The organism is Pseudomonas koreensis, assembly GCF_024169245.1.
Lineage (GTDB): Bacteria > Pseudomonadota > Gammaproteobacteria > Pseudomonadales > Pseudomonadaceae > Aquipseudomonas > Aquipseudomonas koreensis_F.
Window position 1 is genome coordinate 2,904,627 of record NZ_JALJWP010000001.1, and the last position, 22,978, is coordinate 2,927,604.

Here is a 22,978-nt window from a genome sequence, read left to right on the forward strand (position 1 = left end):
AGATCGCAGCCTTCGGCGGGTCCCGCAGGGGCTATTTCAACTCGGGCAGGCGCGCCTGGTTTTTCACTTCAGTCGTGGCAATCGCATCAGCCGGCAGCACCACGCGTTGTTTGCTCAGCAGCTGGCCCATGTTCGCCAGCACGCGGTACATCGAGTATTCCTCGGTGTAACGGATTTCGGTGTAGCGACGATTGGCGTTGTACAGCTCGTTTTCGCTGTCGAGCAGGTCGAGCAGGGTACGTTGGCCGAGGCCGAACTGGTCCTGATAAGCGACGCGGACGCGTCTGGAAGTTTCAGCGTATTCGCGAGCGGTCGGCGTTTGTTTCCTCGCGTTTTCCATGGCGTTCCAGGCCAGACGGATATTCTCGTTGAGCTGACGCAGGGCGTTGTTGCGGATGTCCATCGCCTGATTGATGTCGTGTGCGTTGGCGGCCAGACGGGCCTTGTCGCTGCCGCCACGGAACAGGTTGTAGTTCATCACCACGCCGACCCGCCATTCGTTGTCGTGGCCTTCATCGCCCTGCACGTTGTTGTTGGCGCCGACTGCCGCTTCCGCGTCGAAGCGCGGGTAGAACGGCGACTTGGCGACTTCGTACTGGCTCTCGGCGGACTGCACGTCAGCCTGGGCCGATTTCAGGTACGGGTTGTTGTCGACCATGCTCTGCTGCGCTTCACGCAGGTCCGGCGGCATCTCACCGCGAGTCGAGGCCGGGGTTTCCAATTCATCGGGCATGCGTCCGACCACACTGTAGAAATTCGATTCGGCATCGGCCAGATCGACCTCGGCGGTGTCGAGGTTGTTCTGCGCCAGCGCACGACGGGCAACCGATTGGTCGGAGTCGGCGGTGCTGCCGATGCCGCGCTCGGTGCGCAGGCCGATCTGATCGTTGACCCGCAAGTGCGCCTGCAGATTGTTCTTGGCCAGCGTCACCAGCTCGCGACGCTTGAGCACTTCGAGGTAGACCTCGATGGTGCGCAGGGCCAGATCCTGTGCGGTGCCTTGCGCGTAATAGGCGCGCGAATTGGACACGCCCTTGGTGCGCTCGACCTCGTTGGCGGTGTTGAACCCGTCGAAGATCATCTGCCGCAAGCGCAGCTCCGACTGGGTGTAATTGAGGATTTCGGTGTTGTGATTACCGAAGGCGCGGGTGTTGGTGTTGTCGCTGTAGCCGCGACCGTAGGCAGCATTCAAATCGACCGACGGATAAAACCCGCCCTTGGCCACTTTCACCTGTTCATCTGCCGACAGGCGAGCGTCCACGCGCGAGGCCAGTTCCGGGTGGGTGGCGATGGTGCTTTGGATCGCCTCGGTGAGGTTCATCGCCTGGGCTTGGGAAGTGCAAGCCATGGCCAGCAAAACCGCGCTGCAGAGGGGGGTTAAAACGCGCATGGGTGCATCTCCCTGGATCTCAATGTTGTGTTACCATCGCCAAATATTTGACGTAAATTTAGGGTGTAAGCGTTTCACTCTTGTAACAACAGAGCTAAGAACATCCTAGAGCGTAGCTAAGAAAAAATTTTCATAAGGCTTATGCCAAAAAAAACTTATGCGGTTTGTAAAAAGCAGCACATTGTTCAGCTCGAAAGCCTTTGTTTTATGCGCTTTAGGGAGCTCGAAAAGGCTTGAGGAAAGTTCCATTCACTTTGCGAGACACGGCGAAGTATTGCTGAAGGGGAGGGACGCGTAGCGGCGAATGAGCGACAGATTTTTGTCACTCGAGTGATTCAACGCTGTTACGTAGCGCTAGTGGGTCGATGAATTGGACGGGGTTGGCAAGTGCTTGATGGCGCTGACAATTCTCTTCAGAAGAGGCCTGCGAAACGAACTGTCGAGGGTGCGAGCGTCGCCCCCGGCAACCCGATTGAGCCATGGGCTGCTTCGCGAACCAGTGCCGACGGTGGTCGGCAGCGGAGGATTTCACATGGCAACGCTCATCGGTACGGTCACAAAAGTCATTGGTCAGGTGTTCGCTCAGACGAGCGATGGCATCAAACGTCCGCTGTTCGAAGGCGATCGTTTGTACGCCGGCGATCAACTGATCACCGGCGCGGAAGGCGCGGTGGCGGTGAAACTGCAAAACGGCGAGGAGTTGACTCTCGGCCGTGGCAGCAGCATTACCATGACCGGGCAACTGCTGGCCGATCAGGCGGTGCCGGTGATCGTCGACGAAGCGCAGACCCCGAGCCAGGCGCAACTCACCGATGTCGAGCAGATCCAGAAAGCCATCGCCGCCGGTGAAGACCCGAGCAAAACCGCCGAAGCCACCGCTGCCGGCCCCAACGCGCCCACTGGCAATCCCGGTGAACTGGGCGGCGGGCACAGCTTCGTTCTGCTGACCGAAGTCGGCGGCCGGGTCGATCCAGTGATCGGTTTCCCAACTGCCGGTTTCAATGGCATCCCCGAATTTCCCGATTATCGCCGCGACGCGGACAACGACACTGGCGACGACACCCCAGCGCCAATCGTGGTGCCACCGCCACCGGTCAACAACCCGGTCATCCTCAACGGTCTCGACGCGGCGGGCGGCGAGCTGAACCTCAATGAAGCCAATCTGCCGACCGGTTCGGCGGCCAATCCAGGCGCGCTGACGCAAAGCGGCAGCTTCAGCGTTTCGGCGCCGGACGGTCTGAACAGCCTGAGCATCGGCGGCATCAACGTGATCGTTGGCGGCGTGCCGATCGGCTTTCCGCAATCGATCACCACACAACTCGGCAACACCCTGACCATCACCGGCTACAACCCGGCGACCGGCACGGTCAGCTACAGCTACACCCTCACCGGCAACGAGACCCACGCGGCCGGCGATGGCGTGAACAACCTCAGCGAACAGTTCACCGCGATCGCCACCGACAGCAATGGCGACAGCGCGACCGGCACGCTGGACGTGAATATCACCGACGACGTGCCCAAAGCGTTTGATGACGCCAACGGCATTGCCTCGGAAACCTTGCTGACCCTGACCGGCAACGTCCTCACCAATGACATCCAAGGCGCCGACCGTGTGCCCACCGGCCCAGTCACGCCCGGCACCTTCACCGGTACTTACGGCACTTTGGTCCTGAACGCTGACGGCACCTATACCTACACCCTCAATACCAACGACGCCGATTTCAAAAACCTGCACGGCGGTGGCAACGGCACGGAAACTTTCGCCTACACCATCACCGATGCCGACGGCGATACCAGCAGCGCTAATCTCGTTCTGCAGATTCATAACAACGACGACCCGGTGATCATCGACGGCCTGAACGTCGCTGGCGGCGAGCTGACGATCTACGAAAAAAACCTGAGTGACGGCAGCGCTCCGGATGCTGGTGCGCTGACGCAAAACGGCACGTTCACCATCACCGCGCTGGACGGCGTCACTACGCTAACCGTAGGCGGTATCGCTGTGGTGACCAATGGCGTCGCCGCAGGTTTTCCGCAATCGATCACTACGCCACTGGGCAGCACGCTGACGATTACTGGTTTCAACGCTGCGACCGGCGTGGTCAGTTACAGCTACACCCTGGCCGACAACGAAGCGCATCCGAACGCCAACGGCGCGAACAATCTGCCTGAGCAGTTCGCGGTCACCGTGGTTGACGACAATGGCACGACGGCCACCGGCACGCTGGATGTAAACATCGTCGATGATTTGCCAAAAGCCATCGACGACAGCAACGGCACCGCTTCAGAAACCCAGCTGACCCTGACCGGCAACGTCCTGACCAACGACGTGCAAGGTGCCGACCGCGTACCCACCGGTCCAGTCACGGCCGGTACATTCACTGGTACTTACGGCACCTTGGTTCTGAACGCCGACGGCACCTACACCTACACGCTCAATACCAGCGATGCCGATTTCAAAAATCTGCACGGCGGTGGCAATGGCACTGAGACATTCGCCTACACGATCACCGATGCCGACGGCGATACCAGCACTGCCAACCTTGTCCTGCAGATTCACAATAACGACGATCCAGTCACCATCGACGGCCTGAACGTCGCTGGCGGCGAGCTGACGGTTTACGAGAAAAACCTCAGCGACGGCAGCGCCCCGGAGGCTGGTACGCTGACGCAAAGCGGCACATTCACCATCACTGCACTGGACGGCGTGACCACGCTGACCGTCGGCGGCATCGCCGTGGTGACCAATGGCGTCGCCGCAGGTTTTCCGCAATCGATCACCACGCCACTGGGCAGCACGCTCACCATCACCGGTTTCAACGCTGCAACCGGCGTGGTCAGCTACAGCTACACCCTGGCGGACAACGAAGCCCATGCGAATGCCAACGGCGCCAACAATCTGCCTGAGCAGTTTGCGGTCACGGTCGTTGATGACAACGGCACGATGGCCACCGGCACCCTCGACGTGAACATTGTCGATGACCTGCCGAAAGCCAACGATGACAGCAACGGAACCGCGTCAGAAAGCCAGCTGACGTTGACCGGCAATGTTCTGACCAACGACATACAAGGCGCTGACCGTGTGTCTACCGGCCCGGTTACGCCCGGCACTTTCACCGGTACTTATGGCACTTTGGTTCTGAACGCTGACGGCACCTACACCTACACCCTGAACACCAACGACGCCGACTTTAAAAACCTGCACGGCGGCGGCAACGGCACGGAAACTTTCGCCTATACGATCACCGATGCCGACGGCGATACCAGCACTGCCAATCTCGTATTGAACATCCATAACAACGACGACCCGGTGCTGCTCAATGGCCTCGACATCAACGGTGGCGAGCTCACTGTCTACGAGAAAAATCTCGGCGACGGCACCAGCCCCAACACGCCCGCGCTGACCCAGAACGGCACCTTCACCGTCAGCGCCCTCGATGGGCTGCAGACCCTCACGGTCGGCGGCATCGCGGTGATCACTAATGGCGTGGCCGCAGGTTTCCCGCAATCGGTGATCACGCCGCTGGGCAGCACCTTGACCATCGCCGGTTATGATCCGGCGACCGGCGTGGTCAGTTACAGCTACACCCTGGCCGACAACGAAGCCCATCCAACCGCCAACGGTGCCAACAGCCTCACCGAAAACTTCGACGTCGTCGCGACCGACACCGATGGCAGCACCGCCAGCGGCCAGATCAACGTCAACATCGTTGATGATTTGCCGACCGCGCATGCGGACGCGGCTTCGGTGGCGGAGGGCGGCACCGTCAGCGGCAACGTACTCAACAACGATATCGGCGGCGCGGATGGCCCGGCGGTCACCGGGGCAGTGGTCGGCGTGCGCGCCGGTGCCGACACCTCGACGTCGGCCATCGGCGGGCTCAATTCGCAGATCAACGGCACCTACGGCTACCTGACCCTGGATGCCAACGGCAACGCGGTCTATCACAGCAATCCCAACGTGGTGAACGGTCCGGGCGCAGTCGATGTGTTCACCTACACCGTGCGCGACTCCGACGGTGATGAAAGCACCACGACGATCACCATCGACGTCTACAACAGCTGCCTGAAAGCGGTCAGCGACAGCGATGTCACCGTCTATGAAAAAGCCCTCGACCTGAACAAGGACGGCCAGGATCTGGCGGCGGGCAGCGCGGTCGGCAGCGATCCGAACAGCACTGGTGAAACCGCCTCCGGCACGCTGGTCGGTTCGGTCACCGGCGCGGTCGGCGCGATCAGCTACGCGCTGGTCGGCAGCGCCACCGGCAACTACGGACAGATCGTTCTCAATACCAATGGCACTTACACCTACACCCTGACTTCACCCGCGACGACCATGCCGCATGCCGACGACGGCGCCAACAGCCTGACTGAAACCTTCACCTATCAGGCCACCGATTCGCTGGGCAATGTCGTCACCAGCACAATCGTTGTGAGCATCGTCGATGACGTGCCCAAAGCGCTGAATGACAGTAACGCGACCAACGCGACGGAAGACCAGTTGACTCTGACGGGCAACGTTCTCGATAACGATGTGCAAGGCGCCGACCGCGTCGCCAGTGGGCCGGTCACCGCCGGTACGTTCACCGGCACTTACGGCACGCTGGTGCTCAATGCCAACGGCACTTACACCTACACGCTGGACGCCAACGACGCCGACTTCAAAAACCTCCATGGCGGCGGCAACGGCACGGAAACGTTCGCCTACACCATCACCGATGCCGACGGCGACACCAGCACCGCCAACCTGGTGCTGAACATCCACAACAACGACGACCCGGTGTGCCTCGACGGCCTCAACGTGAAGGGCGGCGAAATCACGGTCTACGAGAAAAACCTCAGTGACGGCAGCAGCCCCAATACTTCGGCGCTGACCCAGAGCGGCAGCTTCACTGTGACCGCCCTTGATGGCCTGCAAACCCTCACGGTCGGCGGCATCGCCGTGATCAGCAATGGCGTCGCCGCCGGTTTGCCGCAATCGGTGGTCTCGCCGCTGGGCAGCACCTTCACCATCACCGGTTACGACCCGGCCACCGGCGTCGTCAGTTACAGCTACACCCTGAACGACAACGAAGCCCATCCAACCGCCAACGGTGCCAACAGCCTCAGCGAGAACTTCGACGTGGTCGCCACGGACACCGATGGCAGCACGTCCAGCGGGCAGATCAACGTCAACATCGTCGACGACTTGCCAACCGCGCATGCGGACGCGGCTTCGGTGGTGGAGGGCGGCACCGTCAGCGGCAACGTACTCAACAACGATATCGGCGGCGCGGATGGCCCGGCGGTTACCGGGGCAGTGGTCGGCGTGCGCGCCGGTGCCGACACCTCGACGTCGGCCATCGGCGGGCTCAATTCACAGATCAACGGCACTTACGGCTACCTGACTCTGGACGCCAATGGCAACGCGATCTATCACAGCAATCCCAACGTGGTGAACGGCCCGGGCGCGGTGGATGTGTTCACCTACACCGTGCGCGATTCCGATGGCGACGAAAGCACCACCACCATCACCATCGACGTCCACAACAGCTGCCTGACCGCCGTCGGCGACACCGACGTCACCGTCTACGAAAAAGCCCTCGACCTGACCAAGGATGGTCAGGATCTCGCCCCCGGTACGGTCACCGGCAGTGAACCGGGCGACACCGGCGAAACCGCCAGCGGCACGCTGGTCGGTTCGGTCAGCGGTGGCAGCGGCGCGATCACTTACACCTTGGTCGGCAACGCCACCGGCAGCTACGGACAACTGCTGCTCAACGCCGACGGCAGCTACACCTACACGCTGGCCTCGGCACCGAAAACCGCGCCGAACGCCAACGACGGGCCGAACACCCTCAGCGAAAGTTTCACCTACAAAGCCACGGATGCGCTGGGCAACAGCACCACCAGCACCCTCGTGGTGAACATCGTCGACGACGTGCCGAAAGCCGTTGCCTCGGATCGTTCGGTGACGGCGGTGGAGATCGATTCCAACGTGCTCATCGTCCTCGACATCTCCGGCAGCATGGCTGATGCCTCCGGTGTTCCGGGCCTGTCGCGCCTGGATCTGGCCAAGCAGGCCATTGGTGCCTTGCTCGACAAGTACGATGATCTGGGCGATGTGAAAGTGCAGTTGGTGACGTTCAGCAGCAATGCTGCCGACCGCACCACCGTGTGGGTGGATGTCGCGACCGCCAAGACGCTTCTTGCGGGTCTGAATGCCGGCGGCGGCACCAACTACGATGCCGCCGTGGCGGTGATGCAGAACGCGTTCAACACCTCGGGCAAACTCACCGGTGCGCAGAACGTCGGCTACTTCTTCTCCGACGGCAAACCCAACGAGGGCGACATCGGCACGGCTGACGAAGCCGCGCTGAAAAACTTCCTCGACGCCAACAACATCAAGAACTATGCGATCGGCCTGGGCAGTGGCGTGAGCAATGCCAGCCTCGATCCGCTGGCCTACGACGGCATCAATCACACCAATACCAATGCGGTGGTGGTCACCGATCTCAACCAGCTCAACTCGGTATTGTCCGGCACCGTGCAGGGCGCGCCGGTCACCGGTTCGCTGCTGGGCGAGGGCGGTTCATTCGGCGCCGATGGCGGTTTCATCAAGTCGATCGTGGTCGACGGCACCACCTACACCTACGATCCCAAAGCCCTCAGCGGCCAGGGTTCGCTGAACGCAAGCGGCGGCGCCAACCACGGCACCTTCAACACGGCGAACAACACCGTCAGCATCGCCACGAATAACAGCGGCACGCTGGTAATCAACCTCGACAGCGGCGAATACAGCTACACCTCGCAAAAAACCACCGCCGTGGTGATCACCGAAAACATCGGCTTCACCGTCAGCGACAACGACGGCGATCTGGCCAGCTCCACCCTGACGGTGAAAGTGATTCCCAACGCGCCGCCGGTGGCGATGGACGATCACGTCATCACCAACGTGCTTTCCGGCAATATCGTGGTGCCGGGCGAGCTGTTGCTGGCCAATGACAGCGATCCGAACGGCGACAGCCTCAGCGCCACGCCAACCAGTTTCAACACCGGGTGGGTGTCGAAAGCGGCGGACTTCACCGGCAGCGGCCTGCTCGGTTTCACCGGGCAGACCAATAACTCAGCCAACCAGAACCTGGCCAACGTGCGCAGCGCCTTCAGCGCCAATGCCGCGACCATGACCGCCGTGCTGGTGGTCAGCGGTTATCTCGGCATGGTGAGCAACAGCAATGCCAACGACGAGGACCGCATCACCGTCCACCTGCGTCAGGGCGAAACCCTCAATCTGGATCACAACCTCGCGGCCGGTCATGTCGGCATGGAGTACTCGCTCAACGGCGGCGCCTGGATCGCGCTGGCGGACGGGCAAACCCTGACCGCGTCGGCCGACGGTATCTATCAGATCCACATCACCAACATTGCCAATCCTACGGGCACCGGCAACCCGAACGCGGGGGAAAACTATCAACTGACCATGACCCTCAACTACGCCGGGGCCCATGACATTACGCCGGATTACCACGGCACTTACACCGCCAACGACAACCACGGCGGCAGCGACACGGCCAACGTCAGCATCAGCTATCAGGACGGCCACACCCTGATCGGCACGGCTGGCGACGATGTCTTGGTGGCGGGCAGCGGCAACAACGTGATCAATGCCGGCGATGGCAACGACGTCCTCAGCGGCGGATCCGGCAACAACGAAATGCACGGCGGCGCCGGCAACGATTTGCTCTACAGCGGCGCCGGCAATGACCTGCTCGACGGCGGCACCGGCAGCGACACCGCCAGCTACGCCCACGCCACGGCCGCCGTCACCGTCAATCTCGGCCTGCTCGGTGCGCAAAACACCCTCGGCGCCGGTACCGATACGCTGACCGGCATCGAAAATCTGCTTGGCTCGAACTTCAACGACAGCCTCACCGGCGACGGCAACAACAACGTGATCAACGGTGGCCTCGGCAACGACTTCCTCAACGGTGGCGCCGGCGATGACTTGCTGATCGGTGGCATGGGCAACAACACGATGACCGGCGGGGCAGGGGCTGACACCTTCCAGTGGCTCAAGGGCAACAGCGGCCATGACCTGATCACCGATTTCACCCCCGGCACCGACAAGCTCGACCTGTCACAACTGCTGCAAGGCGAAAACGCCAGCACCGCGTCGCTCGATGACTACCTGCACTTCACCGTCAGCGGCAACGGCGCCTCGGTGATGACCAGCATCGACATCAGCGCCATGGCCGGCGCCACGCCGAACCAGACTATCGACCTCGCTGGTGTCAACCTGGCCAGCCACTACGGTGTGACCCCGGGCGCAGGCGGAATGATTGCCAGCGGCCACGACACGGCGACGATCATCAGCGGCATGCTCAATGATCATTCGTTGAAGGTGGATACGGTTTGATCTGAGGTCTGAAACCACAAAACCCGCCGCCCCGGTTGATTCGGGGCGGCAGGTTTTGTTTGTTTGCAGAGCCTTCGCGAGCAGGCTCGTTCCCACCTTTTGACCGCGTTCCACTGTAGGAGCGAGCCTGGTCGCGAAGGGGGCGCTTGAACAGCGCATAGCGCAGCAGACCTGCCCCGACTCCAGATTACCCAGCACCCGATCCACCGCCCCATCGCCCTCCCATGCAGAGCGCCTTCCGACGAGCGGTAGCGATACCTGTAATTTCTGACAGTAGGCAGGATGCTTTCAACGTCGTTAAATCAATTCCGGCAGCGACCCATAAACCTGGTGATTTATGCATGTCCTGCTTGGGATGAGGCGAGGGAGTTCGTTCAATGCAACACTGTGAATACACGGATGATGACTTGCTTGAGGTGCCTCAAGTCCCTGCCATCCTCAAAGATGAAGAAGGCAAGGAAAGTCCCGATGGGCTGTTGCCGCGTACGGCTTTGGCCGAAGACCTGACGGTCATCGTCCCGGATTGGACCGCTCCCTTCGAAGATCCCATTCCATTTATCGTTATCATCAGTTGGGTAGCACAGGGCGGCGCGTTCACCGAAGTCTACCGTGAATCTTTCGACGATCCCGGGGAGAAGACGCTGGTTGTCCCCCGGGGGAAGTTGAACTTCGATCACGGCACCTATTCGCTCTCGTACATAGTCGACTATGGCGGCAACCCACTGTGCTCAGAGATCAAGCGAGTCACAGTCGACAGATCGCCGCCGAACGATAATCAGGAACCTGACCCTCTGATTTTGCTGGATGTGGCTGGTGATATCACTGACGACTACCTCTCCGCGCATGGCGAAGTACGGTTTCAGGTACCGTTCTACGTCGACGTCAGGGCCAGGGATCGGGCGATTTATTACTGGACGGACGACCCGGATCCTCCGGATTCGGAAAGCGAAATAGCTGAGCAGGAATTCAGTCAGGAGGACATCGACCAGAACCGCCTGATCATCACCATGACTGAGGCAGATATTCGTGATAGCGGTCCCGGTCAGCGCTTCATTTACTACCGGCTCCGCGACTGGTCTGGAAATCGCGGGCCGCGCTCAACGTTGCTGCCGGCTTTCGTCAATCTGGATCCGGCCCCGGGCAAACTCAAACCGCCGAAGGTGCCATTGTCAGCGCGTGGCTTCATCGACCGGCAACATGCCCGTGAAGGCGCAGTCAACCAACGGGCTGTCACTGTTGAAATAGATGTCTACGACAACCCGGATCCTTCCGACAAGATCTTGATCAGGTGGAACGGTCACGAGCTCGCCCCGCTTGACGTCGATCCCGGCAAGTTCCCGCAAGTGGCTCCCGTGCCCTGGACAACCCTGACAGCAGACGGACCAGGGCCGCTGAATGTTCGCGTGAACTACCGCATTGCGCGCGGCGGTACGCCGACTCTGCCATCGGCCGATACGCAGGTGCTGGTGAACCTGACGATCGCGGGGCAGGATCATGCCAACGCCCCGGCGCTATTGAATCCGACGCTGGCCAGGCTGGAAGTTTACGGTGCCCGATCGAAGCAACTAAACAAACTGTCAACCGTCGATTTCGGTGAGCCGGCCGAGGCACACCTGGTGCTGTATGACAATCCACTGCCGAGTGAAAAGCTATTCCTCTATTGGGGCACGATCAGCACGCCAATTGCCGAATATGAAGTTCAACCCGGTGACACTGCCGGCAAGCCGATCATTTTCAATGTTCCTTGGGAGGCCATCGAGCAGGACAAAGTGAATCCGTCGCTGCCGACCTGGTATATCACCAGTAATGGCGTAAACCTGCAGCAGGCGCAAGTGACGCCCGTTGATGTTGCGATCATCGTGATCGAGAACTTGCCGGAGCCGACATTTCCTCATGCCAACCGGGAGGGTGTACTAAATTGCTGCAGCAAGCCCAGATTATGGGAAGGGGTCTTCGTACATATCGCCGGCAATGATGCCTTTGATAAAGACGATATCGTCGAATTGTCCTGGCAGGGATGTGCCGGTCTGAATGGAACCGATCCGATTGACGGAACGGACGAAACATTCAAAACAACGTTGACCGCCGAGCAGGCTCGCGAAGGTTTTGATGTGCATGTCAGTGACTACGAGCGTCTGATTGCGCCCATGGTAAACAATGGCTCGGCGCTGTGCAGTTATCACCTGAAAAAAGCCAATGGTGGCATCGGCAACTCAAAAGCAGAATTTGTCATTATCAATCGAACGTGGCCGAGTTGCGAAGTTTGCGGTCCGGATAACGACCTGTGTGAGGAGTCGCTTCCAAGTGTATTGACGCTGTTCGGTCGAAGTTGATTAAACGCATTATTCGAAAGTTGTTCACCCATGCTGTCATTGTGTAAAAAAAACTCTGGCAAGGAAGCTGTTCGCCCTGTGCCAGGCAAAAAAGTTGCTCAGAGGATGATAAAAGATGACAAGTTTATACTCGTTGACACCGGAGCAGAATCGCGAACGTTTCTCAGGCGTTCGTTTTCGCAGGCCGAAAGCTGCTGCACTACCCCCGCGACTACATCCGGATAATCCGCTCCTGCCTGATGAAGCGGATGATGCTCCAAACCAATTGCACTCGAGCTTTCAAGGTTTTCCTCTGAAAGTGCAGATCATGCGATTCGCCGAAGCCGATGATCCAAACGCTGTTCAAGGATTTCTTGAGCTTATGTGGGATGGTACCCCCATACGTTCTACTCGAGTTACTTTCACCACTCCTGTTGATACAGGTATAACCGAGTTTGATCTGGTTTTGCCGGAAGATTACACAACTTCCTCAGGACCTCACGAGTTGAGTTATGTATTGGATTTTGGCGGTAATCCATCGGAAGTAACGCCACTCCCAATCAATATTGATACAACACCACCAGTACCTTTTGCTAAGGCAACTGTACCTGAAGAAGTGGAAAGAGACGGTATTACAAAAAAATATCTCGACGATTATAAATTTGTATTGGTTACTGTTCCAAGTTATGGAAGCAAGAAGCTTGGTGACCTCGTTGAGTGTTACTTTGGAACGAGTTTGCCTAATGCGACGCTAGTCGGAACAATGGCCATAACTGACCCGGCAGCTCTGATTACGTTTGAATTGACCGCCGCAATCGTCGGTACCGAAGAGGGTTTAAAATCCATTTTTTATTACATCAGCGACCGTAAAGGTAACCGAAGCACAACACTGTACTACACGGAACTCAATGTCTCGCTGACCGAACCACCTGAAGGGCTTATAGCACCCAGTATCCCTTTGTTTGATGACGATACCGCCCCCCAACTGGTAGATCTGGCTGACGCCCAGGCCCCTTTGGGGGTCGGTATTGTGGATGAGTATATAAACTATCTGGCGGATGTCGACGAGTTGGAAGTGACTTTCGACGGGATCCTACAACCGGCGCAGAAGATCAATGCGTTTCCGTTCTACGTGGACATTCCTTATCGGGATGTATTTAACAACAACCTCGGTGAAAAAAAGGTAGACGTAAGTTATCGGATCAAACGCCATAACCTGCGCTTTCCACTTGACACAACGCCACCTTCAAAAGAAGTGGACGTTGACCTGCGCCGGCCCGGGGACGGCGACGGGGGCGAGAATCCGGATCCAACTCTGGCGTACGCGATTGTGCAAGGTGCGGTTACTTCTGCTCCGAATACTCTGAGGGACAAAGACATAGACGAAGATGTAGCTGTAACTGTTCCGGTTTTCGCCGGTGTCAAAGACAAGGATGTTGTGACACTGATATGGAAAGGCGTTGAGGTTACGGAGGCGCAAGGTGGTGTAAAGGTTTTGGACGGGACGGAAACCGGGAACTTGGATTTCAGTGTGCTTTGGGAGGTCGCAGACGCGGGTGGCAATGGTATGCCGCTGCTGGTCAGCTACAAGATTACCAACCCTGACATCAACAAAAACGAAGTGCGCTCACGGCCTACGGAGGTCGACGTGCTCATTCGGCCGGCTGTGGTTCCCGAAGTCAAGTTTCAGCATCTTGATCCGAACTACATTGACTGGCTTAACTGTGGCTCACTGCGCCCGGACGCGATTTTGACCAGATGTGCAGAAGTGCTGGTTTCCGGTGGCGAGCCGCAATTGGCCAATCAAACCCTGGAATTTACATATCAGGGTTATACCGATTCGGCCGGTACGGTAACAAAACCCGACACTGAAGAAAAAGTCTCTTACACGCCGACACCACAGGAAGCGGATAGCGGGTTTATCGTAAAAATTCCCTATCAGAAACTATTGGCTACGGAGAGCGCTTGGGGCGATATCACTTACTCGGCAATGATTGACGGACGCCTGGAACCAGCTCAGAGACACTTGGTCAGGGTGCACATGAAGAAAGGCGACGGGTCAGTCTGTGATATCTGATCGCTGATGTTAGGGAGGCATTTAAGCCTCCCTTTTTGTGAAGGATTACCAAGTGGTAGGAAGTTTCTATGTGCATTAAAGACTATTCCTACATTTTGTTGTGGAGAGGTCAGGTTATTGTCCGCTTCCGTCAATGCTATTGCGCTGCTCGGGCCCGTAATAATTTCGAGGTGAATCAATCATGAAAATGTTGGATGTATCACACGCTCGCGCTTTTCCGGCACGGTCAGGAATAATGCTTTGCCTGCCGGCCGTTTTTTTTTTCGCAGATTTTGCCCATTCGGCCACTATCGTTGATAACACCACGCTGAATATCGATTCGTCTACCGCGCCTACCGACTACCTGGTGCGCAACAATGGCGGTCTGAATGCCTCCGATGCCAATACCCGATCGATCACGGCGCAATCCGGTTCGTCGTTAAGCATTAACGGCAGCACCATCGTTGGCAACGACGGTGGTGATGGCGTAACCGTGACCAGCAGTCGGGCAAGCATCGATCGAACGACGGTGACCAGTGATGAAATCGGGCTGGCGGTCAATCGTTCCAGTGTCGCCGCGGGTGGATCCACCGTGACGGTGTCCGACAGCCAGATCAGTGGACAACTGATCGGTTCGCAGGTCACGGGCCTGAGCTCCCTGTCATTGACCCATACGCAAGTCATGGGCGCGGCCAGCGATGGCATTGGTGTGAATATCCTCGGCGGAGAAGTGAGTGCTTCCGCGCGTACGACCATCACCGGCCAGGCGATAGGGGTGCGGATGGTCAATGACGCCCTGAATGTGGGAAGCCGTACCCTTTCGCTGGATAATTCCACGGTGCAAGGTATTGGTGGTTCTGCGATTCTGGTGGATCGTGGTACTGAGGCCACGATAAACGTTCTCGACGGTTCCAGCCTTGTTGCTGGCAACGGCAGATTATTGGATGTTCAAGGGACATCGATCGCGAGCCTGACCGTGGCCAACAGCTCCTTGAATGGAAACGTCCATGTGGTGGATAACAGCACGGCCAATCTCCTTTTCGACCAAGGCGAAATAACGGGTGACGTGCTGGTCGATGGCAGTTCTACCGCCAACGTCACGCTGCAAAACCGTTCTCAGTTGACGGGTCGCCTCGACAATGTCGACAGCGTGAACGTCAACAGTAATTCCAACTGGACGCTCACCGGCAACGATTCGATTGGCGCCCTGGGCATGAACGGTGGCACCGTCACCTTCGGCGCCACAACAGACACTCCCGTCACGTATTACACCCTCAATATCGGCACGCTCTCCGGCAACGGGACCTTTGCGATGAAGGGCGACTTTGCCAGCGGCGAACATGATTTCCTCAATGTAGCAGGTGCTTCCTCGGGCGACTTTGCCCTGGCTGTCGCGGCCTCTGGTCTGGACGCGGTCTCGCCGCAGCAGTTGACGCTGGTACGTACCGGCACCACCGACGCGGCGAATTTTGCCCTGGCCGGCGAGCAGAAGGTTGATGTCGGTACCTGGTCCTATGGTTTGGCCAGTCGGGAAATCGAGGGGGGAGCGAAGGAGTGGTTTCTCGACCCGACCACTGAAGTCATCAGTCCCGGCGCGCGCTCGGTACTGGCGTTGTTCAATACCGCACCGACCGTGTGGTATGGCGAGTTGTCGTCGTTGCGCAGCCGCATGGGAGAGCTGCGTTTCAATGGCGGTCAGGCCGGTGGATGGATCCGCACCTACGGCAACAAATACAACGTGGCCGACGGTTCGGGCGTGGGTTACCAGCAGACGCAGCAGGGCCTGTCCCTTGGCGCTGACGCCCGAGTGGGTGAAAGCCAGGTACTTGTGGGCGTGCTGGCGGGCACCAGCGAGTCGGATCTTGATTTGAACCGAGGCACCTCGGGCACGGTGAAAAGCTACTACGTCGGCCCCTATGTCACCTGGCTCGACAGCGACACCGGTTACTACTTCGACGGGGTGCTCAAGTTCAACCGCTTTCGCAACGAGTCCAAGGTCAACCTGAGCGACGGCAGCCGCACCAAGGGTGATTACGACAACTGGGGTGTGGGCGGTTCGGCGGAATTCGGTCGGCATATCAAATTGGCGGGCGGTTATTTCGTCGAGCCTTTCACGCAACTGTCGGCGGTGCAGATCCAGGGCAAACGTTATACGCTCAATAACGACATGGAAGCCGACGGCGATCGCATGCGCTCTCTGCTGGGCAAGGCCGGTGCCACGTTCGGGCGCAACTTCGGTTTCGGTAACGGCGCTGTCGCGCAGCCTTACGTGCGCGCGGCGATTGCTCACGAATTTGCGTCGAACAACGAAGTCAAGGTCAACAACAATGTGTTCAACAACGACTTGTCGGGGTCTCGCGCCGAGTTTGGTGCGGGGGTGGCGGTGGCCATGTCGGCGCAATGGCAGGTGCATGCCGATTTTGATTACTCGAAGGGCGAGCATATCGAGCAGCCTTTGGGGGCGAATATCGGGCTGAGGTATCGCTGGTAGTCGTTGATTATTCGGTCCAGGTTGCAAGCTTGAGCCTTGTGTAGAAAAGCCGCTTGTCCGTAAAGGAACAAGCGGCTTTTTTTGCTTTTGCAGGTCAAGCGCGTTTGATGCCATAACCATCGGCAGTCCCGCCGCCGATAGGGGTGTCGACACGAGTCGCTGTACTCCCATCTGCAGGGTAAATCACCCATCTCTTGGCATAGCCGGCAGAGTCTGATGCCCAGCACCATCTTTCAATGGTGCGTTTGCCCTGATAGGTACTGATAAATGCACGCCACTCTGCCAGGGAAGGAATTCTTCCTCCCTGACTGGCTGCCGCCCTGGCGCATATAGTGTAAGTATTGAGGTGACCTGTTCCGAATAATTTATCCACATTCGCCGTCGAAACCAGGTAACTGGCACTCTGGTTTGCAGAGTCCGTTACGGTAATGGTGACGGTACCTCCATTGCTATTTCCCTTGGATATGACTCTGCCCGTTGCCGCATTGACTTCCGCGATATTGCTGTTACTGGATTGATAGCGGTAGGGAAGCACGCCGCCTTCGGCCGATCTGTCGCCATAGGCACCCGTCGGCGGATTGGTCGGCGTATCGTCGTGCCTGAAGTGCCAGGCATGCAGAGTCATCAATCCCTGGTTGATCGTCAACGGCGGAATCGGCGAAATGACCCTGAAACTGCGAACCCCGGTTTCCTGTCCGGTACTGACGGCTCTGGCTTTGACCGCATGTTGGCCAATGGCTACCGACAATGTCGTACTCCAGTTGCTTCCGACAGCGGGCACCGTATGTACAGGGTTGTTGTTATCGAAAATCTGGACCTGCCTGTTGGGGGTGACGGTGCCTCGCAGGGTCACCGAAGTACGTTTGGTCTCTCCACCCGGTTGAACTTCACTGATGCCGTCATGGACCGATGTCAGTGTGGGGGCGATGTGGGCGGCGACGGTAAAGTTCCTTGGTTCACTGTCCACCGGAACAGCACCATACAATGCTCTGGCAATAATGCTGTGGGAGGTGATCGCCAGACTGGTGACCTGCGTCGTCCACGTTTTGTTGGCCGTGACGTTGATCGGTGAGCCAACGGGCACGCCTTTGTTGTAGAGCTGTATCTGTTCTCTCGGAGTGGCTTCACCGCTTAAGGTGACCGTACTGTCATACGTGATTGCGTCTTGCGCAACCGGGCCGACGGAGTCGACAGCGGCCGTGATCGTCGGAGAAATAAAGGCATTCACGGTAAACACCCGGGGCGGGGCTGACTCCGGATTACTGCCGTATTCGGCCCTGGCGATGAGGCTGTAAGTCTTCAAGGTCAGATTGTTGAAGACATAATCCCAATCGCCACTGGGCTTGACGTCCACGGTGATGATTGGCTTGTTGACGTCGAGCAGGGTGATTTTCTCGTTGGGGCTGGCTTTTCCGGTCAGAGTAACGGTTCGGTAATAAGTGGTGCCATCCATGGGGACGTCACTGCGGATATCGCTCACCCGTGAAATCGTCGGTGTCACGGCCTGAGCCACCACGAAGGTTCTGGGGCTGCCCACCGGCGGATCAATATCGTATAGCGCCTCGGCGGTGAGGCTATAAGTCTTGATCTTCAGATTGTTAAGGCGGTGACTCCATTTGCCCTGCTCGTCGACATCCAGGGTAATGGCCGGCGCATCGGCGCCGAGCAAGCGCACTTGCAGGTTGGGGGTCGCGCTGCCTTCCACGAAGACACTGTTGTCATAAGTGGTGGCGCCCGGTTGGACGGGGCCTCGCGAGTCGGTGATGGCGAGGACTTCGGGTGTTTCTGCAAATTTGACGGTAAAGGTTCTGGGGGGGCTGGATACAGGATCGGCGCCATAAAGAGCCTTGGCCGTGATGCTGTAGTTTCTCTCCGTCAAGATGCCGATCTTGCGGCTCCAGCTGCTGTCCGCTCCGACTTTTGCAGTTCCCATTGAAGTGGAAATTGCATCGAACAGCTCAATGGTTTCCTCTCGGGTGGCAGTGCCGGTGATGGTGACTTCATTATCGCGGGTTTTACCACCTTCTTCGATGTCACTGCGTGAATCCGACACTCGGGTAATGACCGGAGTGATGTAGTCATAGCGGGTTCTGATAGTCAGTGGCAATCGGGGAAAAACATAAGCGCGATCTTCCACACCGTCACCACCGAATGCCACTTTGCAAACGACGGTGGCCGGGGTGGAGTGACCCAGTTTCATCAGTTCGCTTTTGAGCAGTGTTTCATTGAGGCCGTTGCTTATTTGCGTCGGTGTTATTTCCTTGCCGTCAATGATCTTGATGATGTGCCGGATACCGGATGTGGTTTCTCCCTCAAGGAACAACCAGATGACTTGTTTCGGAGCAATGTAATACCACGTTGCGACTAAAACTTTCGCATCGCCACTGAAAGTCATCAGATCCAGAACGTTATTCGCTGCTTGGGGGACTTGCGGGCGAGGCAACTGATTTTCCGGGTCGGAAAACCCTGAAATGTAAAGATCCAGTGTTTGCGAAGGCGTTGTGATGGTATAGCGCGTTACCTCATATTGAACCGTGACGCGTCTGTCGATGTTTGCACCCACCACTGTAGCTGGCAGGTGGAATCGAACAGTACCGCTCGAGTGCCCTGGCAGCTCAAGATCCTCGGATGTGCCCGCTCCCGGCGAGCCCAGCCACTTCAACCCGATCATGTCCTGCTCGGGCTTCATGCTCGGGTAACCGACGCTCACATCGACGCCCGTCAACCCATTCATCGGGTCCAGTGTTCCGTCAGGTGCCTGGATCACTTCGGGTGGCGGCAAGTCACCCACCAACTCGCCAATCAGCAGATGGAGTATGGCGGAATACTCATGTCGTCCGGTCGAGGCGCGCAACAGCGAATAACGCACTTTGACGTATTGCCCGATGTTGGCCGTGACGAATGGCGCATTCACCGGGAAGCGCACAGGCTTGCCTTCACTCACCGTGGTGATCGGCACCCAGTCGCTGGTACTGCCGAACGGATTGGGGCTTCGCCAGTAGTACGTCAGCACATCACCGCTGACGGTTTTCGCCTCGCCGATCAGCACGTGAACGCTGTCGAACACTTTCGATGGATCGAGCACATCCCCCGGCGGTTCGGCCTCTTCGACGACAGGTTTGGGCAGCGTTGCCCGGGGCTTCTCGACTTTGGCCAGCAAGCGCTCGGATTCCCTGATGGCGAGAAGACTCGGTGCATCGTTCGCGACGACGTAGGAAAGGTCGAGCGTGCCGTTATCAAGCACACTGATGTGCTCATCGTTGATGTAGAACGTGACCAGGCCTTCCCTGGCTTCGTTGTCGGTGACGATATGCGGAATCTCATGCGGATACTCGTCGCCATTGGCCTGGGTGCCATACCATCTCAGGCAGATCAGGTCGCCATTTTTCATGGCGTAGCGCACATCGACGGTGGCGTAAGGCTCGTCCGCTTCAAGGGTGTCGCCGATCAGTTCGCGAATGGTTGGCTCGGGCAACATGTTGACGTCGCCCACGACACTCGCAACGATCCGCTGGGAAGACAGCGGGTCGCCGTCCTTTTTGTAGAGAATATAAGAGGCGTCGGCGGTGCCCCGAGCTAGGGTCCTGATCAAGTCATAGGGCACCTTGATTTCGAGCACCGTGGGAATGTTGTCGATCTCGCGGGTTTCGCTGCGGACGATAGGTTCAACGTCACCCGGCGGCGTGCCGACGAAGGTCATTTTCAAGCTGTCGCCCAGACTGAAGTCCGAGGGGGTGACATGGATCTGCACCGTGACCGGCTGCTTGTTCAGATCCCGGATGGTAATAACTTTATTGAAGGCTTCCTTGAAGATTGGAGGTTCCAGGCGCCTGCCGACGGCGTCCACGTCGATGTAGGTGCGTTTGGAGTGGCGGTCGGCCCAGTTCCACAATTCATCATTGACGAAGTACTTGATTTCCAGTTTCAGACCGTCGCCCGCGCGGAGAATGTGTTCCTGTTCGATCCGGATTTCGATCGGTTGCTTGTCGTCGGCCTGGTCCTGGGTGATGCGGTGCGCGGGTAGCGAATACTCACCCATCCGGAGGCGGATCTTGTCGTTTCGCGTGCAATATACGTAGCGAGGGATTGTGACCGGCACCCCCTTTTTCGCCCATTCGGCGTCGATGACGCCCTGTTCCACCAGCTCGGGCGGCAATTGTACGATGTTCAGTTGTGAATGCCCGTCGGGCAAATGCGGCTCCGTGTCACGATCGCCCGGCTTGTAAAGCTTGATCAATACCCGCAAGGACGTCGACGGTGGCTCGGGCTGGGTCTCGCCCACCCGGGTCAGCACATAATGGCAATTCTCGGCCCAGCCCGACTCGGTGGGCGTCGGCACATGGAAGAACACCCGCTGATTGACTTCGTCGGCTGTTACGAGTCGCTCGAGCACTTTCTTGTTGTTCCAGATGATTTCGAGCTTGTCATTTTCTCTCATGGGTTCCAGGTAAGGATTGATCACGCAAAGCAAACCCTCGGGATCGACAGTGGCCCCCCTGATGTTGATACCGCCATCGCCGTCTTCCACCGGTTCGAGCATCATCGGAATCAGCAGTGGGCGCAGCGCCATCGTTTGATTGCCTTCCCTCAGGGGAGGGAAGCGGAAGAGTGTGTGAGAAGGCATCAGGCAAGTCCTCTTGAAGTGCGTGCAGGCGTGGTGTGGCAGTCGGATTCATCGAGAGGCGGGGTGCTCTGAAGCGCGGGATGTCTGGCGATCATGGGCGTGCACTCCGTGTCAGGTGATGGAGTGATTGAACCCGTGTTGACGGATTTGCACACCTGTCAGGTCTGACAGGTTTGGTGTGGTATCCGACGAGTGGTCACTCGTGGCGTGGTCAAAAAAACCTTTTGTCAAAGCGACAAAAACCGCCGCCCCGAGTCAACGCGGCAGCGGGTTTTTTCTTTCCTGGAAGCGAGTGTTTCGCTGGCATCGGCCAGCAGTGCCTCGGTCTCGTCCCGGTCTACCGTCGGTCTGAAAACCCGTTCAACCTGTTAGTTCTTACAGTAGACGCCGCCCTCTCGCTGAGGTGCCATGGACATGGGAATAGTCCCTTGGCGCAGAGAGCATGATCATGGCGGAACTTATCTACAGAAACCTTGAAGGAATGACACTGGACTTTGTTTCAGGTCGACTGGATGAGAACCCGAAGGAGCGGAGCATTCGTTACACGGCGAGCTTCGACCTGGGTCTGGACTTCACCCACTTTGTGCAAATGGCCAATGTTTACAGTCCGGGTTATCTCGACAATCCGGTCAATGCCATCAGGCCCGAGCTGGACGGACTGGCTTATCACTATTCCTATAACTACCTGTTTGATGCGGCAGGCAACATTCGCGACAACCAGGCCTTGTTCGAACTCTTCACCTCGCCACGGTATTACATGGACCAATGGGCGACCGGTCCTGATCTGGAAGTGCGCTTTGGCAAGCCGACGTTCGAAAGTAGCGGTCGCACGTTACGCATCACAGCGTGCAAGGACTTTCGCTCGCTGCAAGATGATCACCTGATTCAACTCGATGAATTGCCGGTCATCCAGTTCCATTGGGCACTCAATCTGATGGAAGGTCATCTGGCAGGTCCCGAAATCCGTGCGCCAGAAAGCAAGGTTGTATTCATGTATATGAATGAGGGTTTCGTCGAGGTGGAGGGAGAGCAATTACTGCAGGGGACGCAGTACCTCAGCGGCGAACAACTCAAGTTTGGCGAAATTTTGCCCAAGCAGATTCTGGTCGCGAAGTAGCCAGCGTTTACAGCAAAAGATCGCAGCCTTCGGCAGCGCCAGGTTCGGATTTGAACCGCAGGAGCTGCCGAAGGCTGCGATCTTTTGATCTTTCTGCCCGCGATGATTGGGGGAAGGTGGACCAATCCGCTCCCGCGAGAACCACGCGAAAAAACCGATCTCCTTTGGGAGCGAGCCTGCTCGCGATGGGGCAGCAGAGTCCGAATAACTCAGCGCGTGTTCGCGCCAGCCTCAAGCCGGCAGCTCCAGATTATCCAGCACCCGATTCACCGCCAATTCTGCGAGCATGATCAGTTGCGCGATCCCCATCAGCGTCCGGCGCTGCGACGGTTTCACCAGTCCGGCGAATTCCTGGGCGATGGTTTTCGCGGAGGCGAGGGTTTCGCAGGCGTTGGCCAGCAGGTCTTCGTTTTTCGTGTTGGCGGTGACGGCGTACATCGCGCGGGGGCTATAGGGCGGTGGGGTGGAGCCGGGTGGGCAGAGGTAGTGATCGAGGGCGCGGTCGGCGGCTTCGTGGAGTTTTTTCGAGTCGAGGGATTCGTAGGGGGAGGTGGGGTCGGTTTCGGGTGGGTTGGGTGTTGGTTTGATCATTT

8 protein-coding genes are annotated in these 22,978 nt (G+C 58.0%); 5 read left to right on the forward strand and 3 right to left on the reverse strand.

The window, feature by feature from the left end:
* Positions 1-31 precede the first annotated feature (31 nt).
* A complete protein-coding gene (locus J2Y90_RS13135) occupies positions 32-1,390 on the reverse strand; it encodes a TolC family outer membrane protein (protein ID WP_253500273.1) in 1,359 nt (452 codons plus the stop codon).
* A 532-nt stretch (positions 1,391-1,922) separates the two neighbouring features.
* Between J2Y90_RS13135 and J2Y90_RS13140 the strand changes: the two genes are divergently transcribed.
* The 4 genes from J2Y90_RS13140 (at position 1,923) to J2Y90_RS13155 (ending at position 16,644) form a co-directional block, all read left to right on the forward strand.
* Entirely contained in the window at positions 1,923-9,785 is a 7,863-nt protein-coding gene (locus J2Y90_RS13140; RefSeq protein WP_253500275.1) for a retention module-containing protein, read from the forward strand.
* A 377-nt stretch (positions 9,786-10,162) separates the two neighbouring features.
* Positions 10,163-12,118: a hypothetical protein gene (locus J2Y90_RS13145; RefSeq protein WP_253500277.1), complete on the forward strand. Its 1,956-nt coding sequence runs from the start codon at positions 10,163-10,165 to the stop codon at positions 12,116-12,118.
* Between the two features lie 115 nt (positions 12,119-12,233).
* The gene (locus J2Y90_RS13150; protein ID WP_253500279.1) at positions 12,234-14,174 is read left to right on the forward strand and encodes a hypothetical protein; all 1,941 of its coding nucleotides are present in this window, start codon (positions 12,234-12,236) and stop codon (positions 14,172-14,174) included.
* A gap of 181 nt (positions 14,175-14,355) precedes the next feature.
* Complete coding sequence (locus tag J2Y90_RS13155; RefSeq protein ID WP_253500281.1) at positions 14,356-16,644, forward strand: autotransporter outer membrane beta-barrel domain-containing protein; 2,289 nt, start codon at positions 14,356-14,358, stop codon at positions 16,642-16,644.
* A 94-nt stretch (positions 16,645-16,738) separates the two neighbouring features.
* On the opposite strand, the gene J2Y90_RS13160 is transcribed toward J2Y90_RS13155, so the two are convergent.
* Complete coding sequence (locus J2Y90_RS13160; RefSeq protein ID WP_253500283.1) at positions 16,739-21,268, reverse strand: hypothetical protein; 4,530 nt, start codon at positions 21,266-21,268, stop codon at positions 16,739-16,741.
* A gap of 448 nt (positions 21,269-21,716) precedes the next feature.
* Between J2Y90_RS13160 and J2Y90_RS13165 the strand changes: the two genes are divergently transcribed.
* Complete coding sequence (locus J2Y90_RS13165; RefSeq protein ID WP_253500285.1) at positions 21,717-22,385, forward strand: hypothetical protein; 669 nt, start codon at positions 21,717-21,719, stop codon at positions 22,383-22,385.
* 231 nt (positions 22,386-22,616) lie between these two features.
* Here the strand turns inward: J2Y90_RS13165 and J2Y90_RS13170 are convergent, their stop codons facing one another.
* Positions 22,617-22,976: a DUF6124 family protein gene (locus tag J2Y90_RS13170; RefSeq protein WP_253500287.1), complete on the reverse strand. Its 360-nt coding sequence runs from the start codon at positions 22,974-22,976 to the stop codon at positions 22,617-22,619.
* Positions 22,977-22,978: the final 2 nt, after the last annotated feature.